General features: G+C 66.9%; 15 protein-coding genes. 5 read left to right on the forward strand and 10 right to left on the reverse strand.

Annotated elements, in window-relative coordinates; all coding sequences use genetic code 11:
• Window positions 1–59 precede the first annotated feature (59 nt).
• The 3 genes from PV761_RS00485 to PV761_RS00495 form a co-directional block, all read right to left on the reverse strand.
• Window positions 60–1,487 (reverse strand): class II fumarate hydratase, encoded by a 1,428-nt coding sequence (locus PV761_RS00485; protein WP_028270442.1) that lies wholly within the window; start codon window positions 1,485–1,487, stop codon window positions 60–62.
• Window positions 1,488–1,574: 87 nt separating this feature from the next.
• Window positions 1,575–2,189 carry a carbonic anhydrase gene (locus tag PV761_RS00490; protein ID WP_028270441.1) on the reverse strand — a complete coding sequence of 205 codons (615 nt, stop codon included), beginning with the start codon at window positions 2,187–2,189 and terminating at the stop codon, window positions 1,575–1,577.
• A gap of 9 nt (window positions 2,190–2,198) precedes the next feature.
• Window positions 2,199–2,906 carry a DUF4245 domain-containing protein gene (locus PV761_RS00495; RefSeq protein ID WP_347893494.1) on the reverse strand — a complete coding sequence of 236 codons (708 nt, stop codon included), beginning with the start codon at window positions 2,904–2,906 and terminating at the stop codon, window positions 2,199–2,201.
• A gap of 192 nt (window positions 2,907–3,098) precedes the next feature.
• Here PV761_RS00495 and glpX point away from each other — a divergent pair, with 192 nt between their 5' ends.
• Complete coding sequence (glpX, locus tag PV761_RS00500; RefSeq protein WP_028270439.1) at window positions 3,099–4,121, forward strand: class II fructose-bisphosphatase; 1,023 nt, start codon at window positions 3,099–3,101, stop codon at window positions 4,119–4,121.
• Between the two features lie 63 nt (window positions 4,122–4,184).
• Here the strand turns inward: glpX and PV761_RS00505 are convergent, their stop codons facing one another.
• The 6 genes from PV761_RS00505 to PV761_RS00530 all read right to left on the reverse strand — a co-directional run bounded on the left by PV761_RS00505 (window position 4,185) and on the right by PV761_RS00530 (window position 10,943).
• Window positions 4,185–5,135 (reverse strand): hypothetical protein, encoded by a 951-nt coding sequence (locus PV761_RS00505; RefSeq protein ID WP_347893496.1) that lies wholly within the window; start codon window positions 5,133–5,135, stop codon window positions 4,185–4,187.
• Between the two features lie 161 nt (window positions 5,136–5,296).
• Window positions 5,297–6,244 carry a peptidoglycan bridge formation glycyltransferase FemA/FemB family protein gene (locus tag PV761_RS00510; RefSeq protein WP_347893498.1) on the reverse strand — a complete coding sequence of 316 codons (948 nt, stop codon included), beginning with the start codon at window positions 6,242–6,244 and terminating at the stop codon, window positions 5,297–5,299.
• A gap of 4 nt (window positions 6,245–6,248) precedes the next feature.
• Window positions 6,249–7,499: a mannose-6-phosphate isomerase, class I gene (gene manA, locus PV761_RS00515; protein ID WP_347893500.1), complete on the reverse strand. Its 1,251-nt coding sequence runs from the start codon at window positions 7,497–7,499 to the stop codon at window positions 6,249–6,251.
• 54 nt (window positions 7,500–7,553) lie between these two features.
• Window positions 7,554–9,197: an LCP family protein gene (locus tag PV761_RS00520; protein WP_347893502.1), complete on the reverse strand. Its 1,644-nt coding sequence runs from the start codon at window positions 9,195–9,197 to the stop codon at window positions 7,554–7,556.
• Window positions 9,198–9,204: 7 nt separating this feature from the next.
• Window positions 9,205–9,798: a 5-(carboxyamino)imidazole ribonucleotide mutase gene (gene purE, locus PV761_RS00525; RefSeq protein WP_051628797.1), complete on the reverse strand. Its 594-nt coding sequence runs from the start codon at window positions 9,796–9,798 to the stop codon at window positions 9,205–9,207.
• The gene (locus tag PV761_RS00530; protein WP_347893847.1) at window positions 9,795–10,943 is read right to left on the reverse strand and encodes a 5-(carboxyamino)imidazole ribonucleotide synthase; all 1,149 of its coding nucleotides are present in this window, start codon (window positions 10,941–10,943) and stop codon (window positions 9,795–9,797) included. The genes purE and PV761_RS00530 overlap by 4 nt, the downstream gene beginning before the upstream one ends.
• 230 nt (window positions 10,944–11,173) lie before the next feature.
• Between PV761_RS00530 and PV761_RS00535 the strand changes: the two genes are divergently transcribed.
• Window positions 11,174–11,755 carry a GtrA family protein gene (locus PV761_RS00535; RefSeq protein WP_028270433.1) on the forward strand — a complete coding sequence of 194 codons (582 nt, stop codon included), beginning with the start codon at window positions 11,174–11,176 and terminating at the stop codon, window positions 11,753–11,755.
• 21 nt (window positions 11,756–11,776) lie between these two features.
• Here PV761_RS00535 and PV761_RS00540 read toward each other — a convergent pair whose 3' ends face one another.
• A complete protein-coding gene (locus PV761_RS00540; protein WP_347893505.1) occupies window positions 11,777–12,478 on the reverse strand; it encodes a TIGR03089 family protein in 702 nt (233 codons plus the stop codon).
• 416 nt (window positions 12,479–12,894) lie between these two features.
• Between PV761_RS00540 and PV761_RS00545 the strand changes: the two genes are divergently transcribed.
• The 3 genes from PV761_RS00545 to PV761_RS00555 are packed head-to-tail and all read left to right on the forward strand — an operon-like array spanning window position 12,895 to window position 18,537.
• Window positions 12,895–13,440, forward strand: coding sequence for a WhiB family transcriptional regulator (locus PV761_RS00545; RefSeq protein ID WP_081818858.1), 546 nt, complete (start codon window positions 12,895–12,897; stop codon window positions 13,438–13,440).
• Window positions 13,440–16,859: a glycosyltransferase gene (locus tag PV761_RS00550; protein WP_347893849.1), complete on the forward strand. Its 3,420-nt coding sequence runs from the start codon at window positions 13,440–13,442 to the stop codon at window positions 16,857–16,859. Before PV761_RS00545 ends, PV761_RS00550 begins: the two co-directional genes overlap by 1 nt.
• Window positions 16,852–18,537, forward strand: coding sequence for a DUF5719 family protein (locus PV761_RS00555; RefSeq protein WP_347893507.1), 1,686 nt, complete (start codon window positions 16,852–16,854; stop codon window positions 18,535–18,537). Before PV761_RS00550 ends, PV761_RS00555 begins: the two co-directional genes overlap by 8 nt.
• Window positions 18,538–18,555: the final 18 nt, after the last annotated feature.

An 18,555-nucleotide genomic window follows, 5' to 3' on the forward strand; every position in this document is an offset into this window, starting at 1 on the left:
CGCCCACCTTCGCGATGAAGGTGAGCGGCCGCCGTCGTACTTCAGGAGGCGGTGGGGACTTATGCCTTGTGGGCCGGAGCCGTCATGGTGGTGACGTCCAGGGCCTTGTCGAGATCGGCTTCGGTGACCTTGCCTTCGCCTTCGCCGACGAAGCCAAGCTTCACGGTGGCCTGGCGGACGGTGAGGCCCTCGGCTACCGCGGTCTTGGCGATCTTGGCGGCGTTCTCGTAACCGATGTACTTGTTCAGCGGGGTGACGATGGACGGCGAGGCCTCGGCCAGGAAGCGCGCGCGCTCGACGTTGGCGGTGATGCCGTCGATCATCTTGTCGGCCATGACGCGGCTGGTGTTGGCCAGCAGGCGGACGGATTCGAGCAGGTTGGCAGCCATCACGGGGATGCCGACGTTCAGTTCGAAGGCGCCGTTGGTGCCGGACCAGGCGATGGCGGTGTCGTTGCCGATGACCTGGGCGCAGACCATGATGGACGCCTCGCAGATGACCGGGTTAACCTTGCCCGGCATGATCGAGGAACCCGGCTGCAGGTCCGGGATGGCGATTTCGCCGAGGCCGGTGTTGGGGCCGGAACCCATCCAGCGGAGGTCGTTGTTGATCTTCATGAAGGAGATCGCGATGTTGCGCAGCTGGCTGGAGGCTTCGATGAGGCCGTCGCGGTTGGCCTGGGCCTCGAAGTGGTCACGGGCCTCGGTCAGGGGCAGGCCGGTGTCGGTGGCCAGCAGTTCGATGACGCGCTCCGGGAAACCGGCCGGGGTGTTGATGCCGGTGCCCACAGCGGTTCCGCCGAGGGGAACTTCGGCCACGCGGGGGAGCGAGGCGTTGATGCGTTCGATGCCGTAGCGGACCTGTGCGGCGTAGCCGCCGAACTCCTGGCCCAGGGTCACCGGTGTGGCGTCCATGAGGTGCGTGCGGCCGGACTTGACGACGTCCTTGAACTCCACGGCCTTGCGCTCCAGCGATTCGGCGAGGTAGCCGAGGGCCGGGATGAGGTCGTTGATCAGGGCCGAGGTGGCTGCAACGTGGACCGAGGTGGGGAACACGTCGTTGGAGGACTGCGAGGCGTTGACGTGGTCGTTCGGGTGGACCACCTTGTCGCTGCCGGCGGCCTTCAGGGCGCGGGTGGCAAGTTCGGCGAGGACCTCGTTGGTGTTCATGTTGGAGGACGTGCCGGAACCGGTCTGGAAGACGTCGATGGGGAAGTCGCCGTCGTACTTCCCGGCAGCAACCTCATCGGCGGCGTCCGCGATCGCCTTGGCCAGCTCGCCGTCGAGCACTCCAAGTTCTGCGTTGGCCTGGGCGGCAGCCTTCTTGACCCGTGCGAGGGCTTCGATGTGTGCGCGTTCCAGGGTTTTGCCTGAGATGGGGAAGTTTTCAACTGCACGCTGCGTCTGGGCACGGTACAGGGCGTTCACGGGGACGCGGACTTCGCCCATCGTGTCATGTTCAATGCGGAATTCTTCAGTGGAAGTCATGGGGCTAGCTTAGGGCGATTGGCGGCGTTGGCTGAAACCGTGAAGCGCTTGAGTCGGGCGGCGGGCGGCCGCCCGCGCACCGGCGACCTAGAGTTCGCCGATGCCCGAAACGAGGTCCGCCCGGCCCTCTTTGAGGCTGTAGGAGAGGCCGATCACCGCCGCGCGTCCGGTCTCAATTGCGCTGGAAATCACACGGGAGCTGTCCACGAGGCGGTGTGACGTCTGCTTGACGTGCTCCACCACCATGTCGTTGACCTCGGTTTCGTTGTTGCGCAACGAGGTCAGCACGGACGGCGTGATCCGCTCCACGAGGTCGCGGATGAATCCCACCGGCATTTTGCCTGTCTCAACGGCGTCCTTGGTGGCACTCACGGCGCCACAGCTGTCATGGCCAAGGATCACGATCAGCGGCACACCCAGCACGCCGATGCTGTATTCGAGGGAACCCAGCACGGCGTCGTCGATGACCTGGCCGGCCGTGCGGACAACGAACGCGTCGCCCAGGCCGAGGTCGAAGATGATCTCAGCGGCGAGGCGCGAATCCGAGCAGCCGAAGATCACCGCGAACGGGTGCTGGTTCTCCACCAGCGAGGAACGGCGTGATGCGTCCTGGTTGGGGTGGGAGGATTCTCCGGCGACAAAGCGTTCGTTTCCTTCGCGCAGTCGCCGCCAAGCCAGCGCGGGAGTCAAGTAAGTAGCCACGGGGCCACTTTACGGTGAAGGTGCGGCCGAGGGTGAAACTGTGGCGGCAGCGTTACTCTCCATGGACTTCACGACGGCGTCTGCCAGGACGGCGAACTCGTCGAGTTGCGCGGTGCCGGTCAGGATGACGGTGGTGCCCTTGTGGACCAGGACCATGCTTCGCTCGCCCTTGCCGGTGTCGCGGAGTTCCCAGTCCAGGCCGCCGGCGTTGCGGCTTCCGGTGACCGGGGCATTGTTCGTCTGCTGAAGCAGCCAGGTCGGATTTGCCTGGGCAGTCTGGACCAGTCCGATGAAGGATTCCTTCGGCGTGACGTATCCGACCTCCCACGTGGGCACGCCGCTGCCGGTGCCGGACTCCCAGCGGGCGTAATTCGGACTGAATGTGTCGCCGGTCTCGGGGGCCACGGGTGTGAATCCCGCCACACCTGCGGCGTTCTGGGCCACGGCGCTGACATTGACGTTCGGGCGGTAGCCGTCGCTCTTGGGTGACGGGTTCATGAGGACGATGGGGAGGAACGCGGCGACACTCACCACCAGGGCGATGATCATGCCGATGACTGAGGCATTGGCCCTTTTCGCCGCCGCCGCGCGGATAACGGGCTTCACGACGGGTGCATCGGGGGTGCCGTTGGTGGCCGCGGGGAAGCCCGTGCTGGCCGTTTGGTTGTCGGGGGTGGACTTGTCCTGCGTTTCGCTCACGCTTCTATAGTCGCCCATGGGAATGCCGTTCTCACATTCCTGCAATTCAGGGGTGAGGAAACGCCGGGTATCACGGGCCGGTCATCCCATGACCTTCGGATGCTCTCGCGACTATGATCAGTGACAGAGGAATCACCGTGACGGACTGTACCGGCCGCACGGGTTCAATGATCGCCACTCGAAGAAGAGGTTCACGTGTCACCAGCGCCTATGACCCAGCAGTACTCCACGATTTCGCCGTCGCTTGCCGTAGGCATTGACGAACCGGACCGCAACCTTGCCCTTGAACTTGTGCGCGTCACCGAAGCTGCGGCAATTGCCGGCGGCCACTGGGTTGGCTTCGGCGACAAGAACAAGGCTGACGGCGCAGCAGTTGACGCCATGCGCTCCTTCCTGCAGACCGTCCACTTCAACGGCGTTGTGGTTATCGGTGAAGGCGAGAAGGACGAAGCTCCCATGCTTTTCAATGGCGAGCACGTCGGTGACGGCACCGGCCCCGAGTGCGACGTCGCCGTCGACCCCATTGACGGAACCCGACTGACCGCCCTGGGCATCAACAACGCCCTCGCCGTCCTCGCCGTGGCCGAGCGCGGCTCCATGTTCGACCCCTCCGCTGTGTTCTACATGGAGAAGCTCGTCACGGGCCCGGAAGCTGCCGACATGGTCGACCTGCGCCTCCCGGTCAAGCAGAACCTGCACTTAATCGCCAAGGCGAAGGGCGTGAAGGTCAACCAGCTGAACGTCATGATCCTGGACCGGGACCGCCACCGCCCGCTTGTGGAGGAAATCCGCGAAGCCGGTGCACGGACGAAGTTCATCATGGACGGCGACGTCGCCGGCGCCATTGCCGCAGCCCGCTCCGGTACCGGCGTGGACGCGCTCATGGGCATCGGCGGAACGCCGGAAGGCATCGTCGCCGCGTGCGCGATCAAGTCCCTCGGCGGCGTCATCCAGGGCCGCCTCTGGCCCACCAGCGATGACGAGAAGCAGAAGGCCATCGACGCCGGGCACGACCTCGATCGCGTCCTGTCCACGAACGACCTCGTCTCCAGCGACAACTGCTACTTCGCGGCCACGGGCATCACCGACGGCGACCTGCTCAGGGGCGTGCGCTACTCCAAGGACAAGGTCCTGACCCAGTCGATCGTCATGCGGTCCAAGTCCGGCACCATCCGCTTCGTGGACGGCGAGCACCAGGCCAGCAAGTGGGAAGGCTACGCCCGCAAGAGCTAGCTCTTCTGCGTCGCCCGCTTCATTCAGCGCGAACGTACACTTGAGGCCCCGCCTAGCGGGGCCTCAAGTGTACGTTCGCGCTGTTGTTTGCCGTTCGGCGCTGGGCATCGTGGCCGCCCGGACCTTGTCGAGCAGGAACGGTTTGTCGCCGTCGAGATCCTCTTTGTAGACCCTGACTTCACGCCAGCCAAGCCGTTGAGTCAGGGCCTGACGGCGGACGTCGCTGCTGATCTGGAGCGGATCGGCGTGGTGGCCCCCGTCGTACTGAAACGCGATCCGTTGCTCCGGGTAGGCCGCATCCGGCCACACCGCCGGCTGTCCCCAAGTGTTCCTGATGACGTAGTTGAGAACAGGTTCGCCGTAGCCGGAGCGGGCGAGTACCAGCCGCATCCGGGTCTCCTGAGGGGAGTCGGCGCCCACTCGTATTTCAGTGAGAGCCAGTCTTGCGGTCTTCATCCCGCGCATTCCCGGATGGGCGCCGACCATCCGACGCAGTTCGGCCACCGTACAGAGGCCATCCTTCGGCCGGGGAAAGTCAGGGCCATGGGCACAGACCAGCGAATCGCCAGCTGCGATGAGGTCATCGACGGTTATTAGCGACGCGAGGTCAAGCCACGTCCTCGCCGGCGAGGTGACCCGGACGCCGTCGTGCATCACAACCTCCCCTGCCTTGAACGTCAGACGGTGACCCACGACGTTGCGTCGCCGCGGCTTGCTGCCGTTCCGTTCCCTGGCAATATGGATCCGCCAGTCCTCCTGCATCCAGGCCGGCAAGGCGCACTCCCAGATGCGGCCTCCGGAATGGTGGGTCAGGACTGATTTGCTGTCCAGTTCCGTATAGGCACGGAGGCTTGCAGCCGGGCCGCCCGCGCCGCCAAATGGGACACGGATGCCCCGTGAAGGTATGGCGACCTCGGGTTGCCGCTGCCGCTTTCGGGTGACACCAAGGTCCCGGGCAGCAAGGTCAGTGAAAGAACCGGTGAGTAATTCCTGGGGCAGGCGCGTGACGGGCATGCTTCAGTCTGCACCGGCCAGTAATGCACGAAGACGTTATCCACAGGCCGGATTCCAGGCGATGCGCGAACGGACAGTTGGAGCCCCAAACGGTGGGCCTCAAGTGTCCGTTCGCGCTCAGGGGGTGGGTCTCAAGTGTCCGTTCGCGCTCAGGGGGTCGGTCAGCTGCGGAGGGCGCGGAGCTTCTCCCGGGCCTTTCGGGCGAGCTGGTAGGCCCCGTAGCGGAGTTTCTTCACGGGCAGGTCCCAGGTGCCGGGGTAGGCGATTTCGCGCCCGCCGAAGGACTTCTTGAACGCCGTGAACCCGGCCCACTTGTGGTTCGGCTCGTCCTCCGGTGCCACGCCCCACAGGTCCACGTACTTCAGGCCCTTCTCCTTGGCATCCGCCATGAGCGTCACCAGCAGCGGAATACCCGCGCTGAGCTTCCGGTGTGCGTCGTCCAGGGCTGCGTGCGCATAGGTGCGGGTGTCGGCGGAGTCGTAGGCCAGGGCCGCGGCGATGGGACCGCCATGGCGCTCGGCGATGAACAGCGTGGCCGCGCCCGCAGGCATCAGGGAACGGGCCACCTGGCTAAGGTACTCATCGCTTTGCGGCTTGAATCCGCTCCGCTTGGCCGTCATGTGCAGGAAATTCAACAGCACGCGGATCTCGTCGGGATCCTGCGACGTCCGGAAGGTCACGTCCTTCTTGTGGATGTTCCGGTAGAGGTTCCGGTTCACGGGTTTCATACCGGCCAGGACCTCCTTGAAGTCCCGGTCCAGGTCCACGATCCAGCTCAGTTCAGGCTGCTGGTTGACGGGAGCCGGCCGCAGGCCGCGGCTGCGCAGCACTGTTTCGGATGCCGCGTTGTCGAACCCGGCGCTGACCGGCTCGATCCGGACGAACGCCGCACCGCACCTGCGGGCCAGTGCCACCAGGGCGGCCAACGCGGCGTCGAACGCTTCGAGTGATTCAGCAATGGGGCCGTACGGGGCGTAAAGGACCTTGCCTGCCGGATTTTTTTCCTCCACGGCGAGGAAACTCCAGCCGGGACCCGACTGTTCGTGCACCGTGCGCCCGAGGGAACGCTGGACGTCGGCCCACTGCGGGGTCTGCAGGAAATATTCCACCGGATCAAGCCCCTACGGCAGTGGTCACGGCGAAGGCCACGGCGGTCCCCTCGGAGCCCGCTGCGGGGTGGACGTTGACCGGTGCCTCGGCGGCCGGGAGGAAGGCACTCGCGCCGCGGTCCAGATGGAGATCGCCCTTGGGGGAGTCGAGCAGCACCGAGCCGGAGACCACGATGATCACTGCCGCGCCGGACTGTGCCAGCGGGACGGGGCCGCCGTCCGGTTCCAGTTCGATCCTTTGCAGCTGGAATTCACGGAACGGGGGCCGGTAGAGTTCCTGGCCCAGCTCAGACCTCTCTGCGGCAAGCATCGGCACGCCCACGGACTCGAACTCCACGGTTGCCAGCAGTTCGGGAACGTCCACGAACTTAGGCGTCAGGCCTCCGCGGAGCACGTTGTCCGACGACGCCATGACCTCGATGCCGAGCCCGTGCAGGTAGGCGTGGACATTGCCGGCCGGCAGGTACACAGCCTCGCCGGGCGCCAGCGAGATGCGGTTCAGGAGCAGCGAGATCAGCACGCCGGGGTCGCCGGGGTAGTGGCCGTGCAGGCTGACCACGGTGGACAGTTCGGTCTGGTACGGGGACATCGGCAGCCCGGCCTTGAGTGCCGCCACGAGTTCGCGCACGGCGTGCGAGACGGCGTGGCCGCCGCCGATGAGCCGGGTGAAGGCGGCTTTCAGGGCATCGTGTTCCACGGGGCCGGCGAGGTCCTCCGCGACGTCGAGGATCACGTGCGGAACCTCCAGCGACATCGCGCGCATGGACGCCGCCAGGTGTTCGAAGAGGGCACGCGTGGACGCAGCCGGGCGGAAGCCGCACAGCGCCTCGAACGGCGTCAGGGCGAAGATCATCTCCGGCTTGTGGTTGTCATCCTTGTAGTTCCGTTCGGCCGCGGAACGGTCGACGCCGGCTGCCTCCTCGCGGGCAAAGCCCGCCCGTGCCTGCTCCAGCGTCGGGTGGACCTGCAGCGACAGCGGGCTCTCGGCGGCCAGGACCTTGAGGAGGAACGGCAGGCGCGGGCCGAACTCCGCCACGCTGGCGCGTCCCAGATGGTGGTCCGGATCGGAGCTGATCAGCGCATCCAAAGCCAGCGGACCGCCGTCGGCCGCAACTGCCACGGACGGCGAGTCCGGGTGGGCGCCCACCCACAGTTCCGCTTCCGGACCGCCGGAGGCCTGCCTGCCCAGCAGGCCGGCAATCGCCGTGGTGGAGCCCCAGGCATAGGGCCGGAGGACATTCTCGATTTCGTACAAAGCCTGGTGTCCTTTATCTCAGTGCAGCAGTTACGGCGGAAGGGGCGTGGGCGCTCAGAGCGGGCGGCACTGGCCGTTCGTGGCCACAAGGTCCCGGATCGCTTGCTCGTTGCCCTCACGCTTGAACTGGTTGAGCATCTCTTCGGTGATCGGCTCGCCGTCGGGAGTGGTGGTTACCGGTGTGAAATCCGACGACGACGGCGAGGGTGCCGGCTGTGTCAGGGGCGCCGCCGGTGCGGCTGCCATCAGGTGGCCCGCCCCCGTTCCGGCCTGCACGATGCTGTCCTCGCCAGCGGGATCCCCGGCCGCCCCGGCCGACTTCCCGGACTGTGCGGCCAGCAGCTGGTCCACCTTCTGGTGGATCTGGTCGAAGTCCGGCACGGTGGAGAAGGATGCGTCGAAATCAGGCGGTCCGATGGTCAGCCGGCTGACTTCCTTGCCCTTGGCCTTCATTGCCAGATCCACAAAGCTGCCGAGCTGGCTCGCGGAAATGTTGGAGTCCACCACCTTGGTGCCCGCGTTGGCGATGTCCTCGAACTTGGCGAGCAGCGTTGCCGGGTCCAGCTGCTTCAGCATGGCCTGCTGGACACACTGCTGACGCTGGATGCGGGCGTAATCGTCCACGAATTCGCGGGAGCGTCCGTACCAGAGTGCGTGGTAGCCGTTCAGGTGCTGCTCGCCGGCCGGGATCCAGCCGAGGGGCATGCCGTGGATGCCGTTGGCCTCGTCCACCATGTCCCCGCTCAGCGGCACCCAGCCGCCGGCCTTGATCCTGATGCCGCCCATGGCATCGATGAGCTTGGCGAAGCCGTCCATATCCACCAGGACGTAGGCCTGGACGGTGATGCCGAGCGTGCCCGAGACAGCCTCAAGGGTTGCCTGGGCGCCGGGATCGGCGACGCCGGGATAGAGGTCCGCGTGCTCGTTGGTCACCTCGGTGTTGATGGCGTTGATCAGGCACTCGTTGCCGCAGTCGTAGCCGTCCGGGTAGATCTGCCGCATCGGCGAGCCTTCGCTGAACTGTGCGTTCTGCAGGTTGCGCGGCACCGAGATGATGGCGGTCTGGCCGGTCTTGGCGTCGACACTGAGGACGGAGAGGCTGTCCGGACGGCGGCCCGTGCGGTCGTCTCCGGCGTCGCCGCCCATCATCAGGAAGTTGTAGCGGCCGTCCACGGGATCAATGGCCGGTCCGGCGGAGAAGATGCTGCCGATGGCGTTCCGGCTCACATTCAGCACATAGGCCGCGTAGCCCAGGGTGCCGCTGCTGAGCACCATGGCCAGGACCAGGGCGACGCCGACGATGGGCCGCATCCCGGGAGCCAGCAGGACCGGCCGGATGAGCCTGAGCGTATTGACGAACAGCGCGGCCCAGCCTATTGCGAGGGCAATGAGGAGGGCGATGATCAGGAGCGAAGCCACCGTGTTGGTGAGGACGCCGATCAGGAGCGTGCGGTTCACCAGCAGCAGCACCAGTCCCGCGATCGCCAGTGCCCAGGCGGCGAGCGTCACCCGGAGGGCGATCCTTCCCAATTTGCGGTCGCCGGCCACGATCTGGGCGCTGCCGGGGACGAGCAGGGTCAGCAGCAGGAGGACGAACGCGCGTTTGGTCCTCATCGGAGCCGGGGCATTCGCCGGATGGCGGACGGGGTCCGTCAGTGCCGGTTGCGGCGCCTTGGGACGGGAGTGGCTGGTGGTCATCTGATTCCTAACGGCTGCCCCGGAGAACGACGTTGCCGTCGGAGAACACTTCGCTGACTTTGTGCCGCAGCGCCGCGCCCTTGCGGGTGGCGACGTCGTTGAGTTCCTGGGCGAACTCCACCAGGTCCTCGCGCAGGCGGACGGCCAAGTCGTCCGTGCCCGAGGCCAGCATCCGGACGGCCAGCAGGCCGGCGTTCCGTGCGCCCGCGATCGAGACAGTGGCCACCGGAACACCGGCGGGCATCTGGACGATGGACAGCAGCGAGTCCATGCCGTCGAGCGTCTTCAGCGGGACGGGGACACCGATGACGGGCAGCGGGGTGACGGATGCCAGCATGCCGGGCAGGTGGGCCGCGCCGCCGGCTCCGGCGATGATGACGCGCAGCCCCCGTTCGTGGGCTGTCTGGCCGTAGCGGATCATTTCGGTGGGCATCCTGTGGGCCGAGACCACATCGGCTTCAAAAGGGATGCCGAACTCGGCCAGGGCCTCGGCTGCGGCTTCCATGACGGGCCAGTCCGAGTCGGAGCCCATCACGAGGCCAACGATCGGCGCCGCGGCGTCGGTTTCGGCCGGGTGGATTGCTGCTGCAGGAGTGCTCATGCGGATTCCTCGGAATTCCCTGGTGCTGTTCGGGCCGGAGCACGGCCGTCCCTGATGATGTTGGCGACGGTGGTGGCACGCTGCCGGACGGAATCGACGTCGGAAGCGGCTGCGCCCACCAGGTTGACGTGGCCGATCTTCCGTCCGGGCCGGACGGCTTTGCCGTAGCAGTGGATTTTCGCGGCCGGCTCGCTGGCCATGGCCAGCGGGTAGGCCGAGAACAGTTCCTGGTTGTCTCCGCCGAGGAAGTTCTTCATCACAACAACCGGCCCCAGGGCGTCGGTGGCGCCGAGCGGGAGATTCAGTACCGCGCGCAGGTGCTGTTCGAACTGGCTCGTGACGGATCCGTCCTGGGTCCAGTGGCCGGTGTTGTGCGGACGCATCGCGAGTTCGTTGATCAGGAAGCCGGACCCGACGCCGGGAGTCTCGAAGAGCTCCACGGCCATGACGCCGGTGACGCCCAGTTCGTTGGCGATCCGGATTGCCGCGTCTTCGGCGGCCGCCGCCACCTCGAGCGGGATGTCCTGGGCGGGGGCGATCACTTCGTCGCAGACGCCGTCCACCTGGATGGTGTGGACCACCGGCCAGGCGCGGGATTCGCCGTCCGGTGTCCTCGCGACGAGTGCGGACAGTTCGCGGCTGAATTCCACCTTGGCCTCGGCCAGCAGGGGAGACATGACCGCGAACCAGTCGGCGGTATCGGCGGCTTCCTCAGCCGAGCTGACAATGCGGACGCCTTTGCCGTCGTAACCGCCGCGGGGCGTTTTCAGCACCACCGGCCAGCCGGTCTGCTCGCCAAAGGCAACCAGGGCATCGACGTCGGCGACAGAGGCCCATGCCGGGTTCGGCAGCTCCAGCCTGTCGATGGCGGCGCGCATCACGAGTTTGTCCTGTGCGTGCACCAGCGCGTCGGGGCCGGGCTGCACGTTGACCCCTGCCTCCTGCAGCGCGCGCAGGTGGTCGTTCGGGACGTGTTCGTGATCAAACGTCATGACGTCGAGGCCCTGGGAAAACTCCAGCAGGGCGTCGAGGTCCTTGTAATCACCTACCGGCGACGTCGGCACGGCGGAGACCGCGGACACGTCTTCGCCCTCGGCCAGGACACGTAGTTCAAAGCCCAGGGCCGTTGCGGCGGGGGCCATCATGCGGGCAAGCTGGCCGCCGCCAACTACGCCTATTACTGGAAAAGTCACAAGAACCAGCCTACAGAAGTGCAGGGGAGTTCCGGGCTTCACCACCGTTTCGGCCCGGAATTTGCGTTATTTAGAGCCGGCGGGAGGCTGGGCTGCCCGGCCCGTTCAGACTGTTTCCAGCTAACGGGCTAAAATGGGTACCCGGCCCTGTGGCCCGAAATCTCAGACGGCCATGGAGGGTCATGATTTACACACTTGCAGAACGTTTGCGCGGACTCGCCTCGCTTTTTTGGCGCGAGGTGGCCAAGTTCGGCGCCGTCGGCGGTGTCGCCTTCGTGATCGACAACGGCCTGACGTACTACCTGATGCACGGCCCGATGACTGACAGCGAGGCCAAGGCACGGTTCGTGGGCGCCTCGGTGGCCACGGTCTTTTCCTGGATCGCGAACCGGTTCTGGACGTTCCGCCACCGCCGCCAGGACAACGTGATCCGCGAATTCTTCATGTTCATCCTGATCAACGGCATCGGTATCGGCATTTCAACCGGCTTCACCGCCCTGGCCAAGTATTCATTCGGCATCACGGACAAGAACATGCTGTTCCTGGCCGGCGTGGCGGGTATCCTCGTGGCCACCGTGGTGCGTTTCTTCGCCTACCGGTTCCTCGTCTTCAACAAGGAACTGGACGAAGAGCCGTCGTTCTCGCATGACCACGAGATCATCGAACTGCACCACCACCAGGACAAGCACGCGGTCCGCGTTCCCGCGAACGACGAGCTGGCCAAGGTGCAGGATCCGGACCTCCCCGGCCCGCCCCGCAGCTAGGACGGCCGGAGCGGCTGGGGCCTAGTCTCCCTGCACGCGCTCGTCGTTGAGGAGCTTCTCGGTCACCGAAACGTCAGGGTGGACCAGGACGACCGAACCGCCGTTCTGCCACGCGCCCAGCGACTGGACCAGGGCCTGCTCCAGTCCGTCGCCGGCCCGGACCAGCAACCGCACACCGGTATCGTGCGTGGCGGCGAAGCCTTCCAGCAGTTCTGTGTGCGGATGGGATGTGCCGGCAGCCGACACGATGGCCCGCTGTGACCCTTCCGGATCCTGATGGGCCATAAAGACGTCGCCGTGCGAACGCACTTCGGCAGCGAAATCGACGACGCCGGGCGGCAGTTCGCCGGGCCAGCGCATGGCCAGCGCCGGAAGCGGAACTGCAATGACGGCGTCGAACCCGCCCTGGGGGTCCGCCTCCGGCGAGCCGGTGGCAAGGAGCTCTGCGTCAGCGGAGTCGAGGACCACTTCCATCCCGAGCTGCCAGGCGGCAAGGGCCAGGACCATCGACTTCCAGTGCGCCGGCAGGTCCAGCCGGAGCCGCATCCCGGGCTCGGCATCGAGTTCGTCCTGTAGCAGGTTGCTGGTTTTCGCGACCCAGTTGTCGAGGACCCGGCCGGACAATTCCACCCGTTCGGCGTCCGGTCCGTACCAGGTCAGCCGGGGAGAAGTGGAATGGCCGGACCGCAGTGCAGTCATCAAGTCGATCGCGGGGATGCTCATGCGAACATCTTGCCACGGTGCCTGCCTGGGCGGGAGGCCTGGACGGGAGGGTGGTATGCGGGGCTACGGGGAAGTGGCACCCGCCGAAGTGTGTGATTTGCGACACGTCGTTTTTGATCACTTTGATTGCCTAAATCACGATGGACGGAGGATTTCCCGGGATTCCCGGTAAATTCCCAGAAAACTAGTCAGTATGCTGTTGAAAGTCCTGTGATGGCGGCGAGTCGTCCGAAAATTCATGGGCGTGGCGCGGCGGCGGATTGAGCACGAAGTTGATTATTATCCCGGCAGCCGCTTGACTCCCAACGACTTACACACGTGTAATTAGTTATCGAACGCCATTGCGCAGATACGGGCCACACAACCGAGTGTCCCGGTATTCAGTCAGGGGCAGCAACATCAGGAGGGACGCCATAATGGGGCAAGTTGAGCGTATCCATGAAGATGCAGTCGTCGCGGGTCAGGCGTCGGCAAAATACCGTTCGCGCGGTGTGCCAAGTGATTGGTATGTAGATCCGGCCGATCCGGATGCCGCCGAGCGGTACAACCAGAGCACCAACGATCTGCTGCAGGACCAGGCTACGGCCTTCCTGGCAGCACATGAAGCACTCCTGGCGGGCAACCCCGACCAGGACAACGATCTCCACGATCCTCCGATGGAACTGCAGACACTGCACTCGGAAACCACCGCGCAACCGGTCTGGATCGGGCTACCCTTCGAGCAGGACTTCGACGACGAAGGCGAGCTCGGCTGGCAGACCGACGCCTTGTGCGCCCAGACCGATCCGGAGGCATTCTTTCCCGAAAAGGGAGGGTCCACCCGCGACGCCAAGAAAGTATGCGGCGCCTGCAACGTACGCTCGCAGTGCCTCGAATACGCACTGTCGAACGACGAACGCTTTGGCATTTGGGGAGGCCTCTCCGAGCGCGAGCGCCGTCGGCTGAGGAAGCGAGCGGTCTAATTCTTCAAGTAGTACATGTCACCGCCGTTGTGGTCGCCCACAACGGCGGTGACTATCTCCCCAGAACCCTGGCGGCCTTGTCGGAGCAGACCCGACCCGTTGACGCTTTCATCGGCGTCGATACCGGCTCACGGGATAATTCCCTGGCCTTGCTGGACCAGGCGTTCGGCGAGGCAAACGTCACCACCTTCCAGCAGGGACGGGCCGGGATGGGGGATGCGGTCAAGGCCGCCCTGGCCGCCCTGGCCCCCCGAAACGGAGATCCCGGGGACAGCGTTCCCCAGGACAGTGTTCCCCGCGACAGCGACCGGCCGGCGGCCGACGCCGAATGGATCTGGCTGCTGCACGATGATGCCGCGCCCGCGCCGGAAGCGCTCGCCGAACTGCTCCATGCCGTGGAGCGGGCACCGTCAGTGACGGTGGCCGGCTGCAAGCAGCTGGACTGGCATGCCAGGCGCCGGCTGATCGACGTCGGACTTTCCACCAGCCGCTGGGCTGAACGGCTGACCCTCATCGAAGCGGATGAACTCGACCAGGGGCAATACGACGGCCGCAGCGACACCTTCGCGGTCAACTCCGCCGGCATGCTGGTACGACGGGACGTCTGGGAGGAACTGGGCGGTTTTGACGCCGCCCTGCCCGGAACCGGGGACGATGTGGACTTCTGCTGGCGCAACCGCCTTGCCGGACACCGCGTGGTGGTGGTTCCCACAGCGCGGATGTTCCACGTGTCGCACCGGCCGCACGCGCTGGGGAGCGCCAGCGCAGCCCGCAAGGCCCAGGTCTACCTCCGCCTCAAGCACACCGTGTGGTGGAAGGTGCCGCTGCACGCGGCGGGAGCACTGCTGGGGAGCCTCTTCAAGCTCGTCCTGAGCATTGCCGTCAAGGATCCCGGCCACGGATTCTCCCAGCTCATGGCGACGTTTGTGGCGCTGGGCCGTCCCGCGGCCGTGATCCGCGGGCGCCGCGACGCAGCACGGACGCGGCGGATCCGCCGCTCGGTGATCAAAGGACTCCAGACCCCGCGGCGCGAGGTCTGGGCGCACCGGCGTTCCCTCATTGAAGCGTTGGGCTCCGACGACCAGGGCCCCGACGCGGCCAGAACCGATCCGCTGGCCGAACAGCCCAGCGGTGACTCCACGGACGACTTCGCCGCGCTGACCACCTCGGACCGCGGCTGGGTGGGCAACGGCGCCCTGCTGGCCGTGATCCTGACAGCGGCCGCCTCGCTGATCGGGCTTTCGGGGTTGTTCCGTGCCGAAGCAGTCTCCGGCGGTGGCCTGATTCCCGTTTCGTCAAAGGTCTCGGACATCTGGCACCACGCCACCAGCTGGTGGATCGGGCTGGGCGCCGGACTCCCCGGCCACGGCGACCCCTTCGCCCTCCTCCTTTGGGTTCTTGGCATTGCGGGCGGCGGGGATGCCAACAGCGCCCTGGCCTGGCTGCTGCTCCTTGCCATGCCGCTCTCCGGCCTCGCCGCCTGGTTTGCAGCCGGCGGCCTGACCACCCGGCGGCGGTTCCGCCTCGTGGCTGCACTCGTGTGGGGCGGGGCGCCCGCCCTGCAGGTCGCTTTGAACCAGGGACGCCTGGGTGCGCTGGTAGCCCACATCATGATTCCGCTACTGGTGGTGGCCCTGCTGCGTGCCACCGGCACTGCCCGTGGCCAGGGCCGCTTTGCCGTGCCCGAACCGGGGGACCGCCGCTTCCTGGAAAAGCCTCCCGCCAAGCCCGGCGTCAACGGTATGCCATCGTGGACCGCCGCAGCTGCGGCCGGCCTGGCGCTGGCTGTGGTGTCAGCTGCGGCACCGTCGCTGCTGCTTCCGTCCGCCGCCGTGGTTGTCCTTGCCGGGATCCTGCTGGGCCGGCGCGGACGCACTGTCTGGTGGGCGTTGCTTCCGAGCGCAGCGCTTTTTGTTCCCTTCGGGTTCTCCGTCCTCGACCGCCCGCGGGCACTGCTGGCCGACCCCGGCGTGCCGCTCGGTTTTGATGGCGCGCCGTTGTGGCAGCAGCTGCTGGGACAGCCGTTGTACTTTGATGCCGACGGCGGTTTGGCCGGCCTTCCGGTTTTCGACGGAACTGCCGTCCCGTGGGCGCTGCTCCTTGCCCTCCTGGTCGGTTTCCCGGTCGTCGCCCTGGCGACGGCGGCACTCTTTGTCCCCGGCAAGCGCACCCGCGTTGCCCGTGCCCTGTGGGTGGCCGCCCTGATCATCCTCGCGGGCGGCTGGCTCGCCGGCCACGTCGCCACGGGCGCCAGCGCCGACACGCGGGTCACGCCCTTTACGGGACCTGCCGTGTCTGCGTCCGGATTCCTGCTGCTGGGTGCCGCCCTGATCGGGGCCGACGGTCTGCTCTGCTTCGCGGAGCGGACAGCTGCCGCACCGGCCGCCCGCCGGATCGCTCTTAAGTGCATGTCTGTCCTTGCCATGGTGTTGCTCGTGGCGGGGCCCGTGGCCGGACTGAGCGCCTGGGCAGCCCAGAACCTGCTGCAGTCCGCCTCCGGGGCCGCAGCTGCCGGTGCTGCCCCTGAGGCTGCGGGAACGGCCCCTTGGGGTACCCCTCGGCAGATTGCTTCCACCTCTGCCCGCACACTGCCCGCAACGGCCATCGACCGCGGCCAGGGACCGGAGCAGACCCGGACGCTGGTGATCGACACGGCTGAGGACGGCAGCTTCAACGCCTCGATCGTGAGGGGTGCAGGCACCACCCTGGACGGACTGTCCGCCATTGCTGCCGCCCGCAACATCATGGGCGACCCGGGCAAAGAGACCGTCAGGGATGACGACGCCGTTACCGCAGCCCTGCGCAGCGTCGTGGCCACCGTGGTCGCCGGCCAGGGCGTTGACCCGCGCCCTGAACTGGAACGCCTGGGGGCAGGCTTCGTTGTCCTCCGGTCCTCGGACACCGCCGCGCAGCTGACTGCGAGCCGGATGGATGCCGTGCCAGGACTGGTCGCCGTGGGGCAGACCAACGTCGGCTGGCTCTGGCGGATCAGCCCGCTCAACCAGCCTGTCATCGACGCCGCGGATGTCGCCCACCGGGTGCGCATCGTTGACGGTGCCGGAGCCGCGATAGGGCTCCTGCCCTCCGGACTGGAATCGGTTGATGCCGCAGTTCCGGAAGGGCCGGAAGGCCGGCTGGTGGTTCTCGCCGAACGTTCCGATCCGGGGTGGTCGGCATGGCTGGACGGCAGGCGGCTGACGTCCACAACGTCCGGCTGGTCCCAGGCGTTCACTCTTCCCGCCCAGGCCGGACAGCTCACCATCCGCTACGAAAACCCGTGGGCGGGGTGGACCGCCGTCGTCCAGGCCACGGTCATTGGACTGACCGTGCTGCTCGCCATTCCCATGCCCGCCCGCCGGCCGAACACCGGACTCTCCCGCGATGAAGGCTCCCTGCGTAAGGAACATCAGCATGCATAAGGACGGGAACGACGGCGTGCCGCAGGAAGGGACCGCGGACCACGAGGCTGACCACGCAGGGGAAGCCGCGCCCGAGGCAGCACGCCTGAAGGGACTCACCGGCCGCGGGAGGGCTGTGCGCGGAACGGTGGCGGGGCTGGCCTCGGCAGTGGTCATCGTGGCTGCGGCCGGAAGCCTGGTGGCGGCGGCGTCGATGGGCCCGCAAAGCGCCGGCAGCCGCACGCTCGAAGCACCGTTGGCGGCAGTACCTGCGGGAAGCAACGTGGGGATCTGCCCCGGCCCCGCCCGCTTGTTGGAGGGAACCCCCGTGGGCACCGACCCGCAGTTCAGCCCGGAATCGGCCACCGCCAGGACCCTGGTCAGCGGCGCAGTGCTGAGCACCAACGCAGGAGTGCTGCCCGGAAGCAGGCTTGCCGAGCTCAACGGAAATCCGCTGGTCGAAATCGCCAAGGATCCCGGAAGCCCCACCGCTGCCACCGCCCCTCCTGCGCTGCTGGCAGGGGTCGTGTCCGAACGGTCGGTGGATTCCGTCAGCGTCCTGAGCGCGGACGCGGCAGGCAACCAGCAGGCCACGGCCGGTGGAGTGATGAGCTACACCGCCACCGACGGTGACCTGCAGGGCCTGGCCGCGGCCGGCTGCCAGGCGCCGTCGAACGACCTGTGGCTTGTAGGCGCGAACACTTCACTGGGGCGGACCGCAGTACTCAACCTCAGCAACGCCTCCAGCACCCCGGCGACCGTCAGCCTGGACCTGTACGGCGCCGAGGGCCAGATCCAGGCCCCCGGCAGCCGTGGACTCCTGGTTGCGCCGGGAACCACCCGCTCCATCGTCCTGGCCGGGCTGGCGCCCGGCCAGGCAAAGCTCAGCATCCACGCCCGGAGCGCCGGAGGTCCGGTCACCGCCGTGGTCCAGCAGAGCGTCCTGAGGGGGCTAACTCCCGGCGGCGTGGACTTTATTGTGCCCGGCGCGGCACCGGCGACGCGGCAGGTCATGTCCGGACTGGACATCCAGGACCCGGCCTCCGCCAAGGCGCTCACGGCCAAACAAGGTTTTGCTGACGCCGCGGCGGCGTTGCAGCTCGCCGTCCCCGGCCCCGCGGACGCCGTGGTGGAAATCAAGCTGTACGGCCGCGATGGTCAAAAGGCGCTGCCGGGCGGCGGCGTGGTGACGGCCAAGGGCGGATCCGTGACGGAGGTTTCATTGGCGGGTGTTCCGGCCGGCCAATACACCGTTGCGGCCAGTTCCGACGTGTCGTTCGCCGCTGCGGCGCGGGTCACCCGCGGCCTCAAGTCGGACGGCGCCACGGACTTTGCCTGGTCGCCGTCATCCGCCAGGCTCGGGAGCCAGCACGTGGTGGCGGTGCCGCGAGGTGGAGAACGCTACCTGGTCTTCGGTGCACCCGAGGACCGGGCCAAGATCACCTACACACCCATCACTGCTGACGGCAAGGTCCGCAGTGCGGCCGCCGCGGACATCGCCGGCGGCACCACCGCAGTCATCAAGGTGCCCGCGGAGGTGGCTGATTCGGCGGTGCTGGGGTACGTCGTGTCAGCGTCCGGAGATGCGGCGTACGGCACAGTGCTGCTGGAGCAGGACGGGCGCGCGGATATCGGCGCAGTGGCGGTGGCGCCGGGCGCCGCGGGACAGGAACAGGTCGCGGTGAAGCTCGGCTACTAGCACCAGCCGGTGCCGGCG

The organism is Arthrobacter sp. CC3 (assembly GCF_039907775.1).
In the GTDB taxonomy this organism is placed as follows: domain Bacteria; phylum Actinomycetota; class Actinomycetes; order Actinomycetales; family Micrococcaceae; genus Arthrobacter.